18 protein-coding genes are annotated in these 21721 nt (G+C 38.8%); 7 read left to right on the forward strand and 11 right to left on the reverse strand.

The window, feature by feature from the left end; translation table 11 throughout:
- The coding region (locus J582_RS21285; RefSeq protein WP_032048525.1) for a hypothetical protein at positions 1 to 229 on the reverse strand (229 nt) is incomplete at its 3' end.
- A 228-nt stretch (positions 230 to 457) separates the two neighbouring features.
- Between J582_RS21285 and rlmKL the strand changes: the two genes are divergently transcribed.
- Positions 458 to 2662: a bifunctional 23S rRNA (guanine(2069)-N(7))-methyltransferase RlmK/23S rRNA (guanine(2445)-N(2))-methyltransferase RlmL gene (gene rlmKL / locus J582_RS21290; RefSeq protein WP_025467905.1), complete on the forward strand. Its 2205-nt coding sequence runs from the start codon at positions 458 to 460 to the stop codon at positions 2660 to 2662.
- Positions 2663 to 2686: 24 nt separating this feature from the next.
- Here rlmKL and J582_RS21295 read toward each other — a convergent pair whose 3' ends face one another.
- Complete coding sequence (locus tag J582_RS21295; protein ID WP_004888026.1) at positions 2687 to 3103, reverse strand: hypothetical protein; 417 nt, start codon at positions 3101 to 3103, stop codon at positions 2687 to 2689.
- A 268-nt stretch (positions 3104 to 3371) separates the two neighbouring features.
- Between J582_RS21295 and J582_RS21300 the strand changes: the two genes are divergently transcribed.
- A complete protein-coding gene (locus tag J582_RS21300; RefSeq protein ID WP_032048526.1) occupies positions 3372 to 3860 on the forward strand; it encodes a CinA family protein in 489 nt (162 codons plus the stop codon).
- A gap of 56 nt (positions 3861 to 3916) precedes the next feature.
- Here J582_RS21300 and clpB read toward each other — a convergent pair whose 3' ends face one another.
- Positions 3917 to 6496 carry an ATP-dependent chaperone ClpB gene (gene clpB, locus J582_RS21305; RefSeq protein ID WP_032048528.1) on the reverse strand — a complete coding sequence of 860 codons (2580 nt, stop codon included), beginning with the start codon at positions 6494 to 6496 and terminating at the stop codon, positions 3917 to 3919.
- Between the two features lie 299 nt (positions 6497 to 6795).
- On the opposite strand from clpB, the gene J582_RS21310 reads away from it, so the two are divergent.
- On the forward strand, positions 6796 to 7602 hold the full coding sequence (locus J582_RS21310) for a peptidoglycan DD-metalloendopeptidase family protein (RefSeq protein ID WP_032048530.1): 807 nt from the start codon (positions 6796 to 6798) through the stop codon (positions 7600 to 7602).
- Here the strand turns inward: J582_RS21310 and J582_RS21315 are convergent.
- Positions 7599 to 8024 (reverse strand): GNAT family N-acetyltransferase, encoded by a 426-nt coding sequence (locus tag J582_RS21315; RefSeq protein WP_032048531.1) that lies wholly within the window; start codon positions 8022 to 8024, stop codon positions 7599 to 7601. The two genes, J582_RS21310 and J582_RS21315, sit on opposite strands and share 4 nt — an antisense overlap.
- Positions 8025 to 8115: 91 nt before the next feature.
- Positions 8116 to 8538, reverse strand: a complete 423-nt coding sequence (locus J582_RS21320) for an OsmC family protein (protein WP_001195082.1) — start codon at positions 8536 to 8538, stop codon at positions 8116 to 8118.
- 439 nt (positions 8539 to 8977) lie between these two features.
- On the opposite strand from J582_RS21320, the gene crp reads away from it, so the two are divergent.
- Together crp and J582_RS21330 are read left to right on the forward strand one after the other, a co-directional pair.
- Positions 8978 to 9685, forward strand: coding sequence for a cAMP-activated global transcriptional regulator CRP (gene crp / locus J582_RS21325; protein ID WP_002156798.1), 708 nt, complete (start codon positions 8978 to 8980; stop codon positions 9683 to 9685).
- Between the two features lie 160 nt (positions 9686 to 9845).
- Complete coding sequence (locus J582_RS21330) at positions 9846 to 10895, forward strand: NADP(H)-dependent aldo-keto reductase (protein WP_032048532.1); 1050 nt, start codon at positions 9846 to 9848, stop codon at positions 10893 to 10895.
- 57 nt (positions 10896 to 10952) lie between these two features.
- On the opposite strand, the gene J582_RS21335 is transcribed toward J582_RS21330, so the two are convergent.
- The 5 genes from J582_RS21335 to J582_RS21355 form a co-directional block, all read right to left on the reverse strand.
- Positions 10953 to 11735 (reverse strand): M48 family metallopeptidase, encoded by a 783-nt coding sequence (locus J582_RS21335; protein ID WP_017393664.1) that lies wholly within the window; start codon positions 11733 to 11735, stop codon positions 10953 to 10955.
- A 116-nt stretch (positions 11736 to 11851) separates the two neighbouring features.
- Complete coding sequence (locus J582_RS21340) at positions 11852 to 12169, reverse strand: hypothetical protein (protein WP_032048534.1); 318 nt, start codon at positions 12167 to 12169, stop codon at positions 11852 to 11854.
- 126 nt (positions 12170 to 12295) lie between these two features.
- A complete protein-coding gene (locus J582_RS21345) occupies positions 12296 to 13615 on the reverse strand; it encodes an adenylosuccinate synthase (RefSeq protein ID WP_002156866.1) in 1320 nt (439 codons plus the stop codon).
- A 63-nt stretch (positions 13616 to 13678) separates the two neighbouring features.
- Positions 13679 to 14845, reverse strand: coding sequence for an ATP phosphoribosyltransferase regulatory subunit (locus J582_RS21350; protein ID WP_002156868.1), 1167 nt, complete (start codon positions 14843 to 14845; stop codon positions 13679 to 13681).
- Positions 14846 to 15156: 311 nt separating this feature from the next.
- Positions 15157 to 16176 (reverse strand): type I glyceraldehyde-3-phosphate dehydrogenase, encoded by a 1020-nt coding sequence (locus J582_RS21355; protein ID WP_002156872.1) that lies wholly within the window; start codon positions 16174 to 16176, stop codon positions 15157 to 15159.
- Between the two features lie 269 nt (positions 16177 to 16445).
- Between J582_RS21355 and alaS the strand changes: the two genes are divergently transcribed.
- Positions 16446 to 19082, forward strand: coding sequence for an alanine--tRNA ligase (gene alaS, locus J582_RS21360; protein WP_032048535.1), 2637 nt, complete (start codon positions 16446 to 16448; stop codon positions 19080 to 19082).
- 286 nt (positions 19083 to 19368) lie between these two features.
- The gene (locus tag J582_RS21365) at positions 19369 to 20571 is read left to right on the forward strand and encodes a tyrosine-type recombinase/integrase (RefSeq protein ID WP_032048536.1); all 1203 of its coding nucleotides are present in this window, start codon (positions 19369 to 19371) and stop codon (positions 20569 to 20571) included.
- A 258-nt stretch (positions 20572 to 20829) separates the two neighbouring features.
- Here J582_RS21365 and J582_RS0105135 read toward each other — a convergent pair.
- Positions 20830 to 21721: phosphoethanolamine transferase (locus J582_RS0105135; RefSeq protein ID WP_068791257.1), on the reverse strand; the 892-nt coding region annotated here is incomplete at its 5' end.

Below are 21721 nucleotides of genomic sequence, written 5' to 3' on the forward strand. Positions count from 1 at the left end.
CTGGTATGGAGTCAGTCAATGAGTTTAATCGTTCAACATAACGTTTTAATTCATCGTCATCTGTTTCCAAAGCCAGCGCTATTACATACTTTGCGTAATCTTTATTTTGGACCACATACAATGCATCTATGACCCTCCCTGTGACCCTACGCATACGCACATATATTTGTGTGGACACTGAAAAAGCTTCCGCATTGGCTACAAAACCATTCCCCATCATATCTTTCATTTATATTCCCCTATGCTTTCAAATCATAAAATTGGTTAAAAACCATTTAATAAATAAGCTTTACTCATAGAGGCTTAGCAAAATACATACCAGTTTATAGGATTTAAGCTTTAAAAATCAGTTTATTGGTTGCCAAGTGATAGGTTGCAATAATTTAAAAACCTTTACACATCAAAATAAGTTAAACTTTGCATCGTTAATATTTATATGTTTTGGTCAATCGAGTTTATGAATACCTCTTTACGTTTAAACCACTATTGGATTACTTGTGCTGATGGTTTAGAAAGCCTCTTACAAGAAGAAATAGAACAGCTTGGCACCAAAGTGACAGAACGTAAAGCTGGACGTTTAATCATTGAAGGAACACTTGAACATGCTTATCGCATTTGCATGTGGTCACGTCTTGCCTCTCGTGTTTTACTTCCAATCCATACTTATGAACTTGAACACACACATGATGCACGTGATGTAGCGGAAGAGCTTTACGAAGGTGCAATGAGCTTTGACTGGTCACTTATTTTTGCACCACAAAGTACCTTTGCTATTCGCTTACATGCAGAGCGTGAAATTAAAGTTAATACCCAATTTGCAACGCTTAGAGCAAAAGACGGTGTAGTCGATTCCTTTATGGAAGCTGTCGGCCGTCGTCCAAGTATTGATACTAAACAACCAGAAATTACGTTATATGTACTTGCTGGCAAGACTGAACATACTTATTGCCTAGATTTATCTGGTGACTCATTACATAAACGTGGCTACCGTCGTTATATGACGGATGCACCGATTAAAGAAAACCTAGCTGCCGCAATTTTACAAAAAGCCAAGCTCAAAGAACGTAATCCAGAGCTTGTATTCGACCCGATGTGTGGTTCAGGTACATTTATCATTGAAGCATTAATGATTTTAACTGACCGCGCACCTGGTCTTGTTCGCCGTTTTGGCTTTAATGGCTGGCATGGTCATGACCGTGAACTTTGGCTTTCACTCAAAGCTGAAGCAGCAGAACGTCATGAAAAAGCGCTTGAGCAACCACTACCTAAGTTCTATGCGTTTGATGCTGACTGGGAAGCTGTAAAAGCAACTCGTGAAAACATTATTGCAGCAGGCTTTGAAAAGCTATTAGGCCAAATTCAAATTGAAGAACGTACTTTAGCTGACTGGCCAGATTTTGCTGCTGAAAAGAAAACAGCTTTTATTGTGACTAACCCTCCATATGGCGAACGTTTAGGTGATAAAGCATCAAACCGCTCTCTTTACTTAGGGTTATCGGCACTTTTACAAAAACATTTCCCAAATCAATATGCAGCCATTATTGCAGCTCAAATTGAACAAGCAGATGTTTTAGCTTTTGAAGCACCTGAAACTTTACGTTTAATGAATGGTAAGTTACCAATTTACATTCGTTTTGGTGCAATCAAACCAGAAAAAGTAACACAGCCATTTTTAGCAACTTGGCAAGCTCAACCTGTTGAAATGGAAGAAGCTCAAGACTTTGCGAACCGTTTGCAAAAAAATATGACTGCCTTGAAAAAATGGGCCACCAAAGAAAATATTTACTGCTTACGTTTATACGATGCCGACTTACCTGACTTTAATGTCGCTGTCGATTTATATGGTGACCGTTTACATGTTCAGGAATATGCCCCACCAAAAACAATCGATCCTGAAAAAGCAAAAAAACGTTTTAATTTAGCACTTGCTGTAATTCGTGCTGTTACTGGTTTAAACCGCGACGCTATTTTTATTAAAACGCGTGCTCGCCAAACAGGTACTAACCAATATACGAAACAAAGCACAGCTTCAAAACGTTTTATCGTTCAAGAAGGTAAAGCTAAGATTTTAGTAAACCTGACTGACTATCTTGATACAGGTTTATTCCTTGACCATCGTCAAATGCGTCTACGTATTGCTCAAGAAGCTCGTGGTAAACACTTCCTGAACTTATATAGTTATACCTCTACAGCCAGCTTACATGCGGCTTTAGGCGGTGCTGCAAGTACTACAAGTGTCGACTTATCGAACACGTACTTGAGCTGGTCAAAAGAAAACTTTGTTTTAAATGGCTTAACTGTAGATCATGCAGACGAACAACACATGTTCTTTGCAAGTGACTGTTTTGAATGGCTAAAAGAAGGTCACGAACAATATGATCTTATCTTTATTGACCCACCTACCTTCTCTAACTCTAAAAAGTTCTACGGTACTTTCGACGTACAACGCGACCATGTTTCTCTTATTAAACGTGCAATGAACCGTTTAACAAGTGAAGGTACGCTTTACTTCTCAAATAACTACCGTGGCTTTGAGATGGATGAAGAAATTGAAGCGCTATACAATGTTGAAGAAATTACTTCTGAAACAATTGGACCAGATTTTAAACGTAATCAAAAAATCCACCGCGCTTGGAAAATTCAACATTTAGGTCTGAACTAATATAAATTTGGTAGAAAGTTATCATTACTTTACGGTAATGATAACTTCGCCATGTACATTTTTCGGTTCAAACTCATAACGTGTAAAACGGTCCGCTCGGTCTGGTAGTGCAACCATTTCTAATTTTTTCTTTTCTTTAATATCTATCACCTGATTTTGTTTTTGTTCTTGATAAGGTGATAACACACTCGATCTTAATGAGTTCCAGCGAACTTCTTGTAAATAATTATCTCCTAATTCTTTGCGAGCTTGGTGCTGCTCTATTTCAGGTTTTTGTGCATCATCTTGAGCCTTAGCAATAATGACGGGTAAAGATGTGGTTACCGCACCTGTTTGAGTGGCTAGCGCACTTTCTGTCATTGGTTGTGCTGCCCAGGCATTTGATAATAATACAAACACACCGCTCAAAACTCCCAGCATATACCCTTGCTTATTATTCATTACCTACTTCCTAAAATTGTTATTGTTCGTTATATGAAATCAAACTAGCAACTTTTTAACCTTGTCGCAACGTTATAAAGAAACTTCCCGATAATTAGCATTAATCATTTTAAAATCTGAAATTCTTCACAGGCCTTTCGTGAATATTCAAGTAGTTTTATAGATTATTATCTCAGACTTGCACCATAACTCCAGATCACTTACTGTGATTTTATAATGTATTTGCATTTAGATTTATTCATAAATAAACACCATACGAGGTGGAATAATGCTTCAGCAATGCTGTCAATTATTAGAAGATCTTCAACTTAAAGTTGCATTTATTGAAAGTGCCAGTTCAGGTTACTTAACCAGTCAGTTTTCGATTCATAAAAATAGTGGCGCTGATATTTTACTGGGCGGATTAGTGAGTTATGACCCCAGTATTAAAATCAGTGCTTTAAAAGTTGATCCAAAGTTAATCGAAATCTACACAGCAGAATCACCACAAGTAACTGAAGAAATGTGCAGGCTTGGTCAACCCCTATTTCAACAAGCCGATATTATTGTAAGTTGTACAGGTTTACTCAAACATGGCGGAAGTGAAACCACGGAAAAACCTGTAGGTACTTTTTTTATTTGTATTTCTTATCTGGGACGTATTTATCATTACCATTATTTTTTATCAGGGCATGCCGAACAAAAACTTAAAACTCTCACGCAAAAAGTGGCAGACTCAATTATTACGCTTATATCTTCCAATCAGCATAAAAGTTAAATATAGAAAAAGAGAATATGTTTCCATATTCTCTTTTCGGTTTTAGCAGAACAAACTTAGCTGAGTTTCATTTTATCAAAGACCAAGTGACCATGCTCACCTTTAACTAAAATGGTATCACCTGCAACAAGCTCACCTGACAAGATTTTTTGAGCCAAAGTGTTTTCAACCTGTTGTTGAATTGCACGTTTTAATGGACGTGCTCCGTATACAGGATCGAAACCAGCATCAATCAATAAGTCAAATGCACTGTCATCTACAGTTAAGCTCATATCACGATCAACAAGACGTGAACGTAAACGATCTAACTGAATATCCGCAATACCACGAATCTGTGCTTTCTTGAGTGAATGGAAAATTACAAGCTCATCAATCCGGTTAATAAATTCCGGACGGAAATGCTGACTTACCGCATTCATCACGACTGTACGCACTTCATCATCAGTGGCACCTTCGCCAAGCTCACGTACATCTTGTGAACCCAAGTTTGATGTCATCACAATAACTGTGTTTTTAAAGTCCACTACTCGACCTTGTGAGTCGGTTAAGCGTCCGTCATCCAACACTTGGAGCAAGATATTGAAAACATCTGGATGCGCTTTTTCAACCTCATCAAACAACACCACGCTATATGGTTTACGGCGAACAGCTTCGGTTAAAACACCGCCCTCTTCATAACCTACATAGCCCGGAGGCGCACCAACTAAACGGCTGACAGAATGTTTCTCCATGAATTCACTCATATCGATACGAATCATGGCATCATCACTATCAAACAAGAAGTTAGCTAAAGCTTTAGTTAACTCAGTTTTACCAACACCCGTTGGTCCTAAGAACAAGAATGATCCGCTAGGACGATTCGGGTCAGACAAACCGGCACGCGAACGACGTACTGCATTCGATACCGCAACAACTGCTTCATCTTGTCCTACAACACGGTCATGCAAGAACTCCTCCATATGAAGGAGTTTTTCACGCTCGCCTTGCATCATTTTAGCAACCGGAATACCCGTTGCAGCACTAACGACTTCGGCAATTTCATTTTCAGTTACTTTAGTACGAATGAGTTTTGGCTCTTCGTTTTCTTCAGCAACTTCATCTTGCTCAAGCTGTTTTTGAAGCTCTGGAATAACGCCATATTGTAAACGTGCTGCTTCGGCTAAATCACCTTCACGCTGAGCTTTCTCAAAAGCAATACGTGCTTTATCAAGTTCAACCTGAGCTTGTTTAGTGCCTTCTACCAAAGTTTTTTCAGATTTCCACACTTCTTCGAGATCGTTATATTCTTTCTGAACTTCAGCGATCTGTTTTTCAAGATGAGTAACTTCGGCCTTACTGCCTGCATCTTCATCTTTTTTCACCGCTTCCAACTGCATTTTCAACTGGATTAAACGGCGATCAAGTTTATCAAGTGCTTCAGGTTTAGAGTCAATCTCCATTTTGATACGAGAAGCTGCCTCATCAATCAGGTCAATCGCCTTGTCTGGTAATTGACGGTCTGTAATATAACGATGAGACATTTTCGCTGCTGCAATAATCGCTGAGTCTAAAATTTGTACACCATGGTGAGTAGCATACTTTTCTTTTAGACCACGTAAAATCGCAATGGTATCTTCAACGCTTGGTTCATCCACCAGAACTTTCTGGAAACGACGTTCTAAAGCGGCATCTTTTTCAATGTATTGACGATATTCATCTAAGGTTGTTGCACCCACACAGCGCAGTTCACCACGAGCCAACGCAGGTTTTAACATATTCCCTGCATCCATCGCGCCGTCACCTTTACCAGCACCAACGAGTGTATGTAACTCGTCAATGAATAAGATGATTTCGCCTTCGTGTTTCGCCAAATCTTTTAAAACAGCTTTTAAACGTTCTTCAAACTCACCACGATACTTAGCACCTGCAAGTAATGAGCCTAAATCTAGTGATAAAACACGTTTATTCTTTAAGCCTTCTGGCACTTCACCATTGACAATACGCTGTGCTAAGCCTTCAACAATAGCGGTTTTACCAACACCCGGCTCACCGATGAGTACAGGGTTGTTTTTTGTACGACGTGACAAGACCTGAATAGTGCGTCGAATTTCATCATCACGTCCAATGACCGGATCAAGTTTCCCCGATAAAGCCCGCTCAGTTAAATCAATTGTATATTTATTAAGTGAGTCACGTTGGTCTTCGTGATTATTACTCATGACTTTGTCACTACCTCGAATATGTTCAATTACTTTGCGTAAGCTGTCGGGAGTTACACCTACGGCACTTAAAATATTTTTTGTTTCGCCAGTTTCTGCTAAGCCCAATAAAACCCAGTCAGTCGACAAAAATTCATCGCCAGCTTTTTGCGCATATCGATCTGCCAAATTAAGTGCTTTAACTGCTTCAGGGTTTAAATTGACATCACCCGTCGGGTTAGCAATAGTCGGAGCATCTTTTAAAGCCTGCTCTAGCTTTTGTTTAAGTTCAGGTAACCGTGCACCTGCTTGTTGCAACAAACTAATATTAGACGGCTCTTCCAATAAAGTACTCAAAATATGAATACCTGCTATAGCCGTATGGTCTTTACCCATTGCTAAGGATTGAGCATCTGAGAGGGCTTGCTGCAAGCGGTTCGTAAATTTTTCAAATCGCATTCTTGTTATTCCTCACAACAAATTCGTACTTGTGTAATAGATGGGAACACTTTTTCGGATTTCAAATAATTTTTTATATATTTTTCATGATCTTATAAAAAATACTATGAGTAAAACTCGATTATAATATGGGTTTGTTTTGTATATATTTCAAGTACACTTCAGCTACATTTTATTAAATCGCTTAAATATTTATATTTGGTTTCGTCTGTTCCACTCTTTTCACAAAGTCTTCATTGAGAATTCCAAAAATAGCAATTAATTTATTAGGCTAATTCCATCCTGTTTTTGAAATTAAAATGCGTTTAAAACATATTATATTAACAACTTGTCTTTTTAGCTCGACTCTAGCAATAGCAGAGTTACCCCAAGACTCAAGAAGACCCGGTGGAATTGCAGTCGTTCCATTATCGACCGATATTACTCAAGTCACTTTTCAACATAAACCCGTTTTAATCAGTCAAGAAGGCCATCAACGTTATGCTGTAGTAGGTATTCCATTATCTACACCACTCGGCAGCATTCAGCTTGATACCAATAAAGCGCCTATTCAAATAGAAGTTAAGTCTTATCCTTATGCTGAGCAACGGATTAAAGTCACCAATCAAGACTATGTGAACCCCAACCAAAGTCAATTAGACCGCTATGCTCAAGAAGCGAAAGAACAAAATGAGGTTTATAGTTCTTTCACAACAAGTTTATGGCAAAGCTTGCCTAAATTTATACGTCCAACTTCGGGTAAATTTACCAATTCTTTTGGAAGAAAACGCTTTTTTAATGGTGAAGAACGTGCTCCACACTCAGGTCTAGACATTCCAGCCCCAATAGGCCAAAAAGTAGTTGCTCCAGCAGACGGCGTAGTCGTTCAAACAGGACACTATTTCTTTAATGGACAAACTGTATTAATTGATCACGGCCAAGGCTTAATTAGCATGTTTTGCCATTTAAGCGAGATAAAAGTAGAAAAAGGTCAGCGTATCCATCAAGGTGAAGTACTCGGCTTAGTCGGTAAAACAGGCCGTGTAACAGGGCCACATTTACATTGGGGAATGAGCCTTAACAATGCTCGGGTAGACCCTCAACTTTTTTTAAATCCAGCTCATTAATTTAAAGCTTTACGAAAGTACTTTGGCGCCTCGACATAACCTTCTCTTAGGTAAAATTGATGCGCTAAACACTTTTGCAATCCTGAGTGCAGTTCCATCCGGTCACAACCATGTTGCCTTGCCAACCGTTCTGCTTCTTGTACAAGCAAATGCCCCACTCCTTTACTTCGCATATTCTCGTCAACACACAAATAACATATTTTGGCAAAGTCCCCTTTTAAGGCAATTTGCGGAATAAAATAGAGTGATAAAACTCCATATACATTTGAATCGTCGGCTGCGACCAATGTAATTGCGTTAGAATCTTTACTTAATCTTTGGAATTGTTCCTCAATCAATCTTAATGGCTGTGAATATCCCATTTGTTTCAGTAAGTGACATATAAATTCGGTATCTTTTGATTGAGCTAAACGGATATTCACCCAACATTCTCCTTTTTATTTTTTGAATTGTTCTTATCATAAAAAAAGCCAACATGACTGTTAGCTTTTCTTTTCAGGTGTTCACATAAAATTATGCAGCTTCAATAATCTCAAAATCGTGGGTAATTTCTACGCCACCATCAGAAAGCATTTTACTTGCTGAACAATATTTTTCAGCTGATAGCTCTACTGCTTTTGCAACCTGTTTTTCTTTTACGGCTTTACCTGTCACTACAAAGTGCAAATGAATTTTAGTGAAAACGGCTGGAATTGCATCTGCTCGCTCAGCTTTAAGCTGACATACGACATTCGTCACATCTTGACGAGATTTCTTTAAAATAGTCACAATATCAAACGAAGCACACCCACCAAGTCCCATTAATATCAATTCCATAGGACGTGGTCCACGGTTTTCACCACCATACTCAGGTGAGCCATCCATCACTACACTATGACCACTCTCTGATTTCGCTTCAAAAGCAACATTCTCTAGCCAATGTACACTTGTTTGCATTGCAACTACCCAAAAAAAATTATAAATTTAAGCAGGGTCTGTTGACATTTCATCTATGGATTGCGTAATAGCTAAAAATTAATCCAAATAAAAACGCAAAACACAGACAAGGGCAATCCTTTGTCCCGTTTTGTAAAAAAGTTTGTTAAATTTCAGCCAAAATCTGAGGTGCGATTTAAGCATCTTAGGTGCAGCGCAAGACCAGATTTTTTGTGCGTTTCGTTGTTAAGCTCTATTTATTTAGAATGACTAAATTCCATAGTTCTTGCTTCGTAACGTCTAGAAAAATCGTCTTATGTCGCAACCATCTGTGAAATGTCAACAGGCCCTTGTTTTGTACACTAACATAAAATGAGTTGATAAGGAATTTCATCTCTTCTGTGTAATAGCTCATCTCGAGCTTGTGTGAATTGTTTACCCTATTCGGAACATATCAAGCATGACTTCAAATTTTTCACAACTCAGCACAGATGCTTTATCTCCGGGGCAACTACCTGAATCCGTTAAAGCATTGTTAAAGCGTGCTCACATCAACAGATATCCAAAACGAACCACAATTGTTGATGCCGGAACAGAGTCAAAATCTTTATATTTAATTTTAAAAGGCTCAGTTTCAATTATTTTACGTGAAGATGATGAGCGTGAAATTGTTGTGGCATATTTGAATCCTGGTGACTTCTTTGGGGAAATGGGGCTTTTCGAACCGAACCCTCAACGTACAGCTGAAGTTCGTACCCGTGATGTCTGTGAAATTGCAGAAATTTCATATGACAACTTCCATGAACTGAGCAAACAGTATCCAGATCTCAGCTATGCCGTTTTCGCGCAACTTGTTCGTCGTTTAAAAAATACAACTCGTAAAATGACTGACCTTGCCTTCATTGATGTGTCTGGTCGTATTGCGCGTTGCTTAATCGACTTATCTTCACAACCAGAGGCAATGATTTTGCCGAATGGTCGTCAAATTCGTATTACCCGTCAAGAAATTGGACGTATTGTCGGTTGTTCACGAGAAATGGTTGGCCGTGTATTAAAGACCTTAGAAGATCAAGGTATGATCCAGACAGATGGTAAGGCTATTCTTATTTTTGATGCATCATTAGAAGAAACTCCGGTCACTGACGAAGACTATGATGACGAAGAATAATTATTCGTAATGATTTAATAAAGAGCAAACTTCGGTTTGCTTTTTTTATATGCAACAATGAGTTAATACACAAAGCTTACAAACTATTCTGTTTTTATGATTTAAGTTGAATACATATTTTCCGTTAGGCTAACTTAAAATTTCTCAAGGATTTCGCAGTATGCAATTCAAACCACTTGGTCACACTGGCATTAACCTTCCAGAAATTTGCTTAGGTACTATGACATTTGGTGAGCAAAACACTCAGCAAGAAGCTTTCGAACAACTCAATTACGCTTTAGAGCACGGTTTATATTTTTGGGATACGGCAGAGATGTATTCCGTACCCCCTAAACCAGAAACATATGGTGCGACTGAAACCATTTTAGGCAATTGGTTTGCACAACATGGTCAACGTGACAAAGTATTCCTTGCTTCAAAAATTGCAGGTCCTGGCTTTGGTGGAACTCATATTCGAGAAGGTCATACCAAGTTTAATAGTGAACATATTTCACAAGCGATTGATGGCTCTCTTAAACGCCTCCAAACAGACTATATTGATCTCTACCAATTACACTGGCCAGAACGTCATACCAACTTTTTTGGCACGCTCGCTTATGGTAATCAGCAAGCCCAAAATGATTACGATACTACTCCCTTAGAAGAAACATTACTCGCTCTTCAAAAAGAGATTAATCGAGGACGTATTCGTTATATTGGCTTATCTAATGAAACGCCTTGGGGCACTATGAAGTTTTTACAGCTTGCTGAAAATTTAGGTATAAGTAAATTTGTGAGTGTTCAAAATCCCTATAGCCTGCTTAATCGTACTTATGAAATCGGTATGTCTGAGATTGCTAAATATGAAGGTGTAGGATTACTTGCATACTCTCCTCTTGCTTTTGGTTACTTAACTGGTAAGTTCAGAAATGGAGCACGACCTGCAAATGCTCGCGTTACTCTATTTCCACGCTTTAGCCGCTATAGCAATCCACAAAGTGAATGGGCAACGGAACAATATGCACAGCTCGCTGAAAAGCATGGTTTAAGCCTGACTCAATTAGCTCTGGCTTTTATTAAACAGCAGTTCTTTGTGACGAGTACAATTATTGGTGCGACTAGCTTAGATCAGCTCAAAGAGAATATTCAGGCTTTTGAAATTGAGCTTTCACCAGAAATTTTACAAGGCATTGAAGCCATTCATGTACAACAGCCTAATCCTGCCCCTTAAAAACAAAAAACGGATGCTTAAGCATCCGTTTTTATACTCACATTAAAGTTTTAAAACTTATCTACGGCCATTATAAATAGCTAATGCTGCAGGTAAGTTTTTACGCATATCATTAATACGCTGAGCATTAGATGGGTGAGTAGACAAGAAAGATGAACCACCAGCACCTTCAAGTTTGTTCATTTTTTCCCAGAGGGTAATAGCAGCATTTGGGTTATAACCTGCACGTGCCATTAACATTAAGCCCCCTTGGTCAGCACGGCTCTCTAAACTACGCGAATATGGTAAGCCCACCCCTACTTGCGAACCTAGTTGTGCAGCAGCCGCTCCTAATTGGTTAACGTTACCACCACCTGCATAGCTTAAGCCAATATTTAATGCCAAATCAGTTAAAGCTTGTGCGCCAATTTTACTTTTAGCATGCTCTTCTAAAGCGTGTGTCATTTCGTGGCCCATAACAGCTGCAATTTCAGCATCCGTTAGGTTGAGCTTATTCACAATACCTGTGTAGAACACGACCTTACCACCTGGTGCAACGTAGGCGTTAACAGTATCTGATTTCAGTACAGCCAACTGCCAGCTAAATGGCTGCCCTGTTTGATTTACTTGGTCAGCATAAGGTTTTAAACGGTTGAAAACAGCATTAATACGGCTATAGGTACTTGAACTTGTATCTAAAGTCCCTTTAGCACGTGCTTCCTGCACCATTTTAGTAAAACCTTGTGCAGACTGCGCATTTAATGTTGCTGTATCTGCACCAGCCATGTCAGCCATTGTTGCGCAACCAGAGATTGTTACAACACCTGCAGCACACAAGCTTAAAAAAAGTTTCTTATTCATCAACATGGGTCACCTAAATCTAAAAAAAACTGTTTATTCTTTTGCACTTATTATAAGAAATAGCACATAAGCTTTGAATCTCTCATTTCTTCACGATCATAGTATTTATGTAACGATCAAGCAGATAAAGTCATCAAATAAATCCAGAACAGTAAACATATTATATTTAGGACAAGATAGACATGGCTTAAAGGCTTAACTTTCTCTTCAAGAGAGGGACTTGTCCTTTTCCATAAGAGATAACTGTTTTGTATAAAAACGACCGGAATTAAGACACAAGCAATCAAAACAGAAAGACTCATAAATGCTGTCATGAAGAAGTCATGGTTATAATTTTGGCCATAAATGACTAACATAGCTAACGTTGGTGAACCACCGATCGCAAACAAAAAAGAATAAAAAATGGTTTTTGAAATAGTGGGTTGCAATTTCATTTTAGTTCATTATCCATGACATCACTTATATTTCTGTTTTAATCTGAATTAGACAAAACAGAAACTGCACTTTAGTCGGATATAAAAAAGCCCCCTTTTTCAGGAGGCTTTTATCATCTTTGCAAATTAAGCAGAGAATGGGTGACGTAAAACAATTGTTTCTGCACGATCTGGACCAGTTGAAACGATATCAATCGGACATTCGATTAATTGTTCAATACGTTTCACATAAGCCAAAGCATTTGCAGGTAATTGGTCAATGCTAGTTAAGCCAACAGTTGACTCGCTCCAACCCGGCATAGTTTCATAAATTGGTTTCAAACATTCAAAAGAAACCGCATCAGAAGAACCTACACAACCTGAATCAGTATTTTCATAACCTACACAGATTTTCACTTCTTCTAAACCGTCTAAAACGTCAAGTTTAGTCAAGCAAATACCTGAAAGTGAGTTAACATCTACAGAACGGCGTAAGATTTCAGCATCAAACCAACCACAACGACGTTGACGACCAGTAGAAGCACCAAATTCATGACCTACTGTACCCAAGTGTTTACCAATTGGGTCACCAGAATCAGTTGCTGCATCGTAAACTAATTCTGTTGGGAATGGACCTGCACCTACACGTGTTGTATAAGCTTTAGTGATACCTAATACATAATCAAGATGTAAAGGCCCCATACCAGAACCAGAACTTACGCCACCAGCAGTTGTATTTGAGCTAGTCACATACGGGTAAGTACCGTGGTCGATGTCTAAAAGTGAGCCTTGAGCGCCTTCAAACATTACAGGCTTACCTTCTTTGCGGTAGTCATGTAACACTTTAGTCACGTCAATCACTAACGGAGCAAGCACTTCACGCCATTCGTTGCAAAGAGCCAATACGTCTTCAAATTTAACTGCTTCTACGCCATAGAACTGAGTTAATTGGAAGTTATGTAACTCAAGCATTTCTTGGAGTTTTTCTTCTAACGCTGCACCACCACGAACAAGGTCAGCAACACGCACTGCACGGCGCGCAACTTTATCTTCGTAAGCAGGGCCAATACCACGACCTGTAGTACCGATTTTAGCGTTACCACGTTTCTTCTCACGAGCCTGATCGAGAGCAATGTGGTTAGGTAAAATAAGAGGACAGTTTGGAGAAATACGTAGACGTTCCTTAACTGGAACACCCTCAGCTTCCAAAATTCCCATTTCTTCAATTAATGCTGCTGGTGAAAGCACCACACCATTACCAATTAAGCACAATACGTTTTCACGTAAAATACCTGATGGAATGAGGTGTAATACAGTCTTTTTACCACCTACGACAAGAGTATGACCTGCGTTATGTCCGCCTTGATAACGTACTACCGCAGCCGCTTGATCTGTGAGCAGGTCGACGATTTTACCTTTACCTTCGTCGCCCCATTGGGTACCAAGTACCACAACATTTTTGCCCATAATAGCCTCATTACATCATGCTGTTAAAATTGGAAACCATCAGTAAAAACTTAACGATGGCGTTTAAATCTTTTCAATATTCCATTGACCGTTTTGCGATACAAGCTGATGTGTCGCATAAGGAATAGAACCTAAATTATCATTACCTAACAATTGGACTACACGTAAGCCTTCTGAACGTGCATTTGCGATTGCCTTAAGTAAATCTGCATCAGTACCTTTAGGCGCCACTACAGTTTCAATTTCGGCAAACTGATTTGCACCTAAGGCATATAAATCACAACTGAAACCAGTAGCAGGACGTGCACGACCAAAGTGTTCACCAATACCATCGTAACGGCCACCTTGCGCTAAAGGTGCAGCACGGTTCGGTGCATAAACTGCATACATCAAACCAGTGTGATAGTGGTAACTGCGAAGTTCGACAACATCAATCCCAACATTCAGTGCTGGCCAACGGTTTTTAATTTGTTCAAGTGTAGTTTTGAGCGCATTTAATGCAGCATCAAATTCAACATCTTTTAAAATATCTGTACTTAAATGAGTTTGTAATGCTTCTAAATCACTTGCATAGCGACCAAGTGCATAAAAGTCTGAACCCATATTTAAATTTTGAGTAAATTCAGCTAACTCAGGTAATGCTTTTCTTTGATAAAGATCAGATAACTCATGCTCTTCATTTTTAGAAAGTCCGGCATATTTTACTAAGCTACGAAATAAGCCTACATGCCCTAGGTCTAAATGTGCACCTTGCAATGTATAAGCATTTTCAATGAGCCCAAGCATTACATCGACCATTTCAACATCAGCTTCAATACTATCGTGGCCATATAGCTCTGCACCTAATTGTAAAGGTGCGCGAGTCGCATTGAAATTTTGTGGTTTTGTATGTAATACAGTCCCTGCATAACAGTAACGTGCAACCCCTTCAACAGGTCTTACATGTGCATCAATACGTGCAACTTGAGGCGTCATATCAGCACGGATACCGAGTAAACGGCCTGAAAGCTGATCAATCACCTTAAAAGTTACTAAATCCAGGTCTTGATTTGATTCTGATAATGAAGACAACGATTCGATGTATTCGATAAATGGTGTATATACCAGTTGATAACCTCTTACTGAGAGGAAATCTATAGCTTCACGGCGAAGTTTTTCAATGACTTGCGCCTGTTCCGGCAATACATCTGCTACCCCGTCAGGCAGCAACCATGTCTCTGAAATGGTCATATTTCAAGCCTAAAATCTGATCAACGTGGAACGACCCCACATAAAAAAATCGGGAACACACCCGATTTCTCTTAGTGTAGCATGATACTTTGTGCCATGCACCTGACAATTTGCATAAATCTTTCTAAATAAACTCTAAAGTCAAAAAGAAGAGATTAACAATTAGCAATATTATTCAATATCTTACTCTTATTCACTTTAGTTATTAATAGAACTTGTTCGACCAATGAATGGGCCAATATCTGAACTATCACCTTGTTTCCAGTTAACCAACCTTAACTGCTGAACAGCTTTCCTAAGTTATTTCAAATTTAGAAAGAATCACACAAGTCTAATAATCGATTTGCATAGCCCCATTCATTATCGTACCAAGCAAATACTTTAGCTTGATGCCCAACAACCATAGTTTGAGTTAAATCAACAATAAGTGAATAAGGCGAATGATTAAAATCACTTGAAACGAGTGGCTCATCAGTCACTGCCATAATTTCCGCATAATCTGTTTGAGAAGCCTTAATCAACAATTCATTAATATGATGAACAGTAATCGGAGATTGTGCGATAAAAGTTAAATCAATAGCAGCCACATTAATGGTGGGAACTCGAATTGAATAGCCATCAATACGGTCTTCCATTTTAGGCATTACACGTTTTAATGCACCAAGTGCACTAGAAGTAGTTGGAATAATATTTTGACCAGAAGCTCTGGCACGACGTAAATCACGGTGCGCATGGTCAAGCACAGACTGATCTGCTGTTACGGCATGAATTTCTGTCATGAGCGCAGTTTCAATCCCAAATGCATCATCAATGATTTTTACTAACGGCACTAAAGCCTGTGTCGTACATGACACACTTGATATGATTTGATCAGACGCTTTCACATCGGCATGGTTAACGCCATAGACAATTGCAGCATCGACATGGTCAAAAGGTGCAGCCCCAATAATGACTCTTTTTGCCCCTGCTTCTAAGTGGCGGGTTGCATCAGCATGAGAACGGAACAAGCCTGTACATTCGAGTACAACATCAATTTGCAAGCTTGCCCACGGTAAAAGTTCTGGCTGTTTTTGCTGTAAAACTTCAACTTTTAAATTTCTTTGGTTAGATTGAATATTTAAATAAATCTTTTCATTTTCAATCGCTATGTCAACTTTGCCATTAAAACGACCATGAGTTGAATCATATTTAAATAAATGCACTAGTGTCTGTACATCTGCTATATCGTTAATCGCCACGATTTCAAAATGAAATTGTTTCGGGCTTTCAAACCATGCACGTAAAACATTACGTCCAATCCGGCCAAACCCATTAATGGCGATACGTTGCATGACCTATCCTTATCTACAAAACCAGAAACGAAAGAAGGCATATAGTAAAACACGTGAAGGCCAATTGAATATAGATTTTTAGCCAAATCACAGTTTTGTAAGATATTCCCTCTAAAATCGTTGGTTCGGTGGGGTTTTTCCGTTACAATTTAGCGTTTTTTAAAAATAAGCCCCGTATCACATGCAAGATTTGTGAACAAACAAACTTGTGGTGATGCTTTTAGCCAAATTCGAAAATATGGAGTGACTTGGTTGTGAGTACTCGTTTAATGACATCTGCTGAAATTCGTGAAGCATTTTTGCGCTACTTTGAAACGCAAGGGCATACACGTGTTGCATCGAGTTCTCTTGTTCCTGCCAACGACCCAACTTTATTATTTACAAATGCTGGGATGAACCAGTTTAAAGACTGTTTTTTAGGTCTTGAAAAACGTGATTATGTACGTGCAACAACATCACAAAAATGTGTACGTGCAGGCGGTAAACACAACGATTTAGATAACGTCGGCTATACAGCTCGTCACCATACATTCTTTGAAATGTTAGGTAACTTCTCATTTGGTGACTATTTCAAACGTGATGCACTTAAGTTTGCTTGGGAGTTTTTAACCAGCGAACAATGGCTAGCTTTACCGAAAGATCGCTTATATGTAACGGTTTATCATACCGATGACGAAGCTTATGACATCTGGAATAAAGAAATTGGTTTAGCACCAGAACGTATTATCCGTATTGGTGATAACAAAGGAGAAAAATACGCATCAGATAACTTCTGGGCAATGGGTGATACAGGTCCTTGTGGTCCATGTTCTGAAATTTTCTTTGACCACGGTGACCACATTTGGGGTGGCTTACCTGGTTCTCCTGAAGAAGATGGCGACCGTTTCATTGAAATCTGGAATAACGTTTTCATGCAGTTTAACCGTACTGCTGATGGCGTACTTCACCCTCTTCCAGCGCCATCTGTAGATACAGGTATGGGCTTAGAGCGTATTTCTGCAGTATTGCAACATGTTAATTCAAACTATGACATTGACCTGTTCCAACACTTATTAAAAGCTGCTGCAAACATTATTGGTATTGAAGATGAAGGTCAGCCTTCTTTACGTGTCGTTGCAGACCATGCGCGTTCTTGCTGCTTCTTAATTGCTGATGGTGTAAACCCAAGCAATGAAGGTCGTGGTTATGTATTACGTCGTATTATTCGCCGTGCTGTTCGTCATGGTAACAAGCTTGGTGCAACAGGTACGTTCTTCTACAAAATGTTGCAACCATTAATTGAAGTGATGGGTCAGGCTTACCCTGAGTTAGAAGCTCGTCGTGATGTGATTGAAGCAACTTTAATTCGTGAAGAAGAACAGTTTGCTAAAACACTTGAGCAAGGCTTAAAACTTCTCGAAGGTGAACTTGCTCAGTTAAAAGATAAAACTATTCCGGGTGCGACTGTATTTAAACTTTACGACACTTATGGCTTCCCGACAGACTTAACGGCTGATATTGCACGTGAACGTGGCTTTATTATTGATGAAGCCGGTTTTGAAGTTGAAATGGCTGCACAGCGTCAACGTGCACGTGATGCTGGTAAGTTTGCAGTTGACTATAACAACATTGTAAAAGTCGAAGGCGAAACTCAGTTTGACGGTTATATCAACACAACTGGTCAAGGTCAGATTGTAGCGATCTATAAAGATGGCGTACAAGTTGACGAAGTTTCTGAAGGCGACGAAGCACTTATCGTTTTAAACCAAACTCCTTTCTATGCTGAAAGTGGTGGTCAGATTGGTGATACTGGTATCTTCAAAAATGAAACAGGTATTTTTGAAGTTCAAGACACTAAAAAGTCTGGTGGTGCGTTTGTTCACCAAGGTATTGTGACCGTTGGTAACCTCAAAGCAAATCAAAATGTAGAAGCGATTGTTAAAGCAGACATTCGTGAAGCTACTGCGCGTAACCACTCAGCAACTCACTTGTTACATGCTGCCCTTCGTCAAATTTTAGGTTCACATGTACAGCAAAAAGGTTCTTTAGTTGCAAGCGACATCTTACGTTTTGACTTTGCAAATGACCAACCTGTTTCATTTGAACAATTACAACAAGTTGAACGTCTCGTAAATGCTGAAATCATTGCCAATACTCCAGTGACGACTGAGCTTCTCGACATTGAAGCAGCAAAAGCAAAAGGCGCAATGATGCTGTTCGGTGAAAAATACGGCGATGAAGTTCGTGTACTTTCTATGGGTTCAGTTATTGATGAGAAAAACTTCTCAATCGAACTTTGTGGCGGTATTCACGTAAAACGTACAGGTGATATTGGTTTATTCAAAATCACTTCTGAAGGTGGTGTAGCTGCTGGTGTACGTCGTATTGAAGCAGTGACTGGCACTAAAGCATTAGAAGTGGTACAAAAAGCTGATCATGATATTCAGCACATTAATAGCTTACTAAAAGCACAGAAAGACCAAACAGTTGAGCGTGTACAAGCCAATGTAGAATTGGTTTCTGCATTACAAAAGCAGATTGAACAGCTCAACCAGAAATTGGCAAACTTCCAAGCGGCTGATTTGATTGACCAAGTTCAAACCATTGCTGGTCGTCAAACGCTTATTACTACTGTTCAAGGGGTGGATGCCAAAGCGCTTCGCAACTTACATGACAGTGTAAAATCAAAATTAGAGAACGCAGTGATTGTGTTAGCAGGTGTAGAGGGTGACAAAGTCAGCCTGCTTGCATCAGTCGCGTCACAATACACTGCAAATCTAAAAGCAGGTGACATCATCAAACATCTAGCAACTGAACTAGGTGGTAAAGGTGGTGGTAAACCTGACTTAGCACAAGGTGGCGCGCCACTTAACGAGAAGTTTGGACAAGTGATCGCAGCATTGCCTGCATGGCTTGAACAAAAATAAGACTTCACTTTTTGTGTAACTGACCCTGAAAAGCCTCTCAGGGTCATGGCTTATATGGAACAACTATGGCATTAATCGTTCAAAAGAATTAATGCCATTTAGCCACTCCAAGACACACTAAGACAAAAACTACAATAAAAGCCTTATGTCTCAATATTTCCCCCATTTTTAATATAGACACACTAAGACATTTTAGGACAGAATAAGCCTAATCAATTATGTACACATACGTGTACATATTCGCACTTATTTCTTAATTGACTAAAAATATGTACACAGGTGGACTATGGCTTTAACTGAAGTGTGGCTGAAAGCTAATAACGGCAAGGCACGTGATAAAGTTGAAGAAATAGCAGATCGGGATTCAATGAGTGTCAGAATCTCACTTAAAGGTAAAATTGTATTCCAGTTGAGATATCGATTTGCTGGAAAAGCTGAACGCTTAGACTTGGGCACCTACCCTCATATGTCACTCAAAGATGCACGCATTAAAGCTGGTGAAATGCGGTCGCTTTTAGATAAAGGAATGAACCCTAAAGTTGAAGTTCGTGTACAGCAGCAAAAATATATCGATGCAAGCACATTTGAAGAAGTTTTTAATGATTGGTATGAAAGTTATTGCCTGAAGAAGAAAACTTCCGCCCAACAAATTAAGAATACCTTTGAGCAACACGTAATTCCTGAAGTTGGCGATTTACCAGTTGACAGAATTACATTGCAACAATGGTTAGCTTTACTTGAAGAACTAGCTGATGAAGTACCTTCTATCGCAGATCGGGTTTTAACGAATGCAAAACAGGTTCTTAAGTGGGCTAAAAAAAGACAGTTACTTGAAGTAAATGTTTTATCTGACATCTATGCCAAGGAAGATTTAGGCATTGAGCGAAATAGAGGAACCAGATTTCTTTCTGATGAAGAAATTAAAATGGTTTTGATGGCTATTGAAGAATCAAATATTTTGCCTAAAAACAAAATTTTCTTAAAACTATGTTTAATGTTTGGTTGTAGAAATGGCGAACTCAGAAAAGCCAAAAAGACAGATTTCGATTTAAAAAGAAAAGTATGGGTTGTTCCTGTAGTAAACAATAAGACTGGCAAGAAAACTGGTCGTGAAATTATTCGCCCTATTTTACCTGAAATGGAGGCATTAATTGTCGAGGCTTTTGAATACAGCACTTGTGAGTACTTCTTAACTAATGACAGTGAAGCAACCCCTATGAGCCATGGTTCTTCAAATTCATTGCCTGGTTATGTAATGGAACGCCTTAGAAGACATCATGATTATCACATGAAACATTGGTCGCTTCATGATCTACGAAGAACTGCTCGTACTAATTTCAGTGCATTTACATCGCGTGATGTTGCACAACTCATGATTGGTCATGTAATGTCTGGTGAACAAGGTACTTATGATTATTATGAGTACCTACCCCAGCAAACTGAAGCATATGCAAAATGGTTAGAAAAAATTAAATCACTTACTAAATAATTGAGAATTAAGAAATGAAATATTGGGTTTACTTTTATATCGAGCATACAATTAAATATGGTGAACCTTTCTATAAAGAATCTGGGTGGTCTTTGGGTTTTAAGAATAATTATATTGTTGTAAGTTTGATGCATAGCTGACGAAGGTTTATTAAATAATTTTAGAGGGATCTTAAAATGTGTGCTAATTACGAACCAATACATTTTATAAAACGAAACAAGTCTATTTTGCTTCGTTTTATATAAATTAAAAATATATTTATTTACATTGGCTCAACATATCAAGTTTGTTATTTACTACCTGAGTTTTTACATCCAGCAAACTTAACAAACTTGGGAATAAATTATCCTGACTTAACTTTTGTTTAGTTTGTTGGCTTAAACAATTCACTTGAGCAAGATTATGTTGTTTCCAACTTTCAGAGAACCACATAATCATTGGTACATGTGTTTGTTGGCTCGGTGCGATTGCATAAGGTGAACCATGTAAATATAAACCATGTTCTCCGGTTGATTCGCCATGATCAGAAAAATACCATAAACCTGTCTGATATTTTGATATTTCTTTTAGAGTATTAATCATTTGGCTTAATACATGGTCTGTATATACGATTGTATTATCATAACTATTTAGCAATTCGGTTTGCGAACAGCCCTGTATCGCATTCGTATCACAAGTCGGTTTAAATGGTTGATATGCCTCAGGCGCACGCTTGTAATATGCAGGTCCATGACTACCCACCTGATGTAAAACAATCAAACGTGGGCGATCATCATCTTTGGCAATAGTAGCCAAATACTGCTTTAAGCTGTCAATGAGAATGTCATCATAACATTCGCCATCTTTACACCATTTTTTCTTTAAGTTTTCAGGAATTTGGTATTGCTCAACGCGATCACATGCACCTTTACAACCCGAGTTATTATCAATCCAAGTTACTTGGTAACCCGCACGTTTTGCAATATCTAGTAAACCTTCGCGGTGACTAGCTAATTGCTCATCATAATCTACACGTGGCATACCCGAGAACATACATGGTACAGAAACCGCTGTTGCCGTACCACATGAGCTCACTTGAGAGAAGTTGAAAATATCTTGTTTAGAAAGCTCCGGATTCGTATTTTTTGCATACCCATTTAGAGAGAAACTT

Source organism: Acinetobacter sp. 1566109 (genome assembly GCF_000582255.1).
GTDB classification, from domain to species: domain Bacteria; phylum Pseudomonadota; class Gammaproteobacteria; order Pseudomonadales; family Moraxellaceae; genus Acinetobacter; species Acinetobacter nosocomialis.

Excerpts from the sequence above, each read along its gene's own strand:
- rlmKL (WP_025467905.1), top strand. The coding sequence starts at position 458 with ATGAATACCTCTTTACGTTTAAACCACTATTGGATTACTTGTGCTGAT.
- J582_RS21295 (WP_004888026.1), bottom strand. The coding sequence starts at position 3,103 with ATGAATAATAAGCAAGGGTATATGCTGGGAGTTTTGAGCGGTGTGTTT.
- J582_RS21300 (WP_032048526.1), top strand. The coding sequence starts at position 3,372 with ATGCTTCAGCAATGCTGTCAATTATTAGAAGATCTTCAACTTAAAGTT.
- clpB (WP_032048528.1), bottom strand. The coding sequence starts at position 6,496 with ATGCGATTTGAAAAATTTACGAACCGCTTGCAGCAAGCCCTCTCAGAT.
- J582_RS21310 (WP_032048530.1), top strand. The coding sequence starts at position 6,796 with ATGCGTTTAAAACATATTATATTAACAACTTGTCTTTTTAGCTCGACT.
- J582_RS21320 (WP_001195082.1), bottom strand. The coding sequence starts at position 8,538 with ATGCAAACAAGTGTACATTGGCTAGAGAATGTTGCTTTTGAAGCGAAA.
- crp (WP_002156798.1), top strand. The coding sequence starts at position 8,978 with ATGACTTCAAATTTTTCACAACTCAGCACAGATGCTTTATCTCCGGGG.
- J582_RS21330 (WP_032048532.1), top strand. The coding sequence starts at position 9,846 with ATGCAATTCAAACCACTTGGTCACACTGGCATTAACCTTCCAGAAATT.
- J582_RS21335 (WP_017393664.1), bottom strand. The coding sequence starts at position 11,735 with ATGAATAAGAAACTTTTTTTAAGCTTGTGTGCTGCAGGTGTTGTAACA.
- J582_RS21340 (WP_032048534.1), bottom strand. The coding sequence starts at position 12,169 with ATGAAATTGCAACCCACTATTTCAAAAACCATTTTTTATTCTTTTTTG.
- J582_RS21345 (WP_002156866.1), bottom strand. The coding sequence starts at position 13,615 with ATGGGCAAAAATGTTGTGGTACTTGGTACCCAATGGGGCGACGAAGGT.
- J582_RS21350 (WP_002156868.1), bottom strand. The coding sequence starts at position 14,845 with ATGACCATTTCAGAGACATGGTTGCTGCCTGACGGGGTAGCAGATGTA.
- J582_RS21355 (WP_002156872.1), bottom strand. The coding sequence starts at position 16,176 with ATGCAACGTATCGCCATTAATGGGTTTGGCCGGATTGGACGTAATGTT.
- alaS (WP_032048535.1), top strand. The coding sequence starts at position 16,446 with ATGACATCTGCTGAAATTCGTGAAGCATTTTTGCGCTACTTTGAAACG.
- J582_RS21365 (WP_032048536.1), top strand. The coding sequence starts at position 19,369 with ATGGCTTTAACTGAAGTGTGGCTGAAAGCTAATAACGGCAAGGCACGT.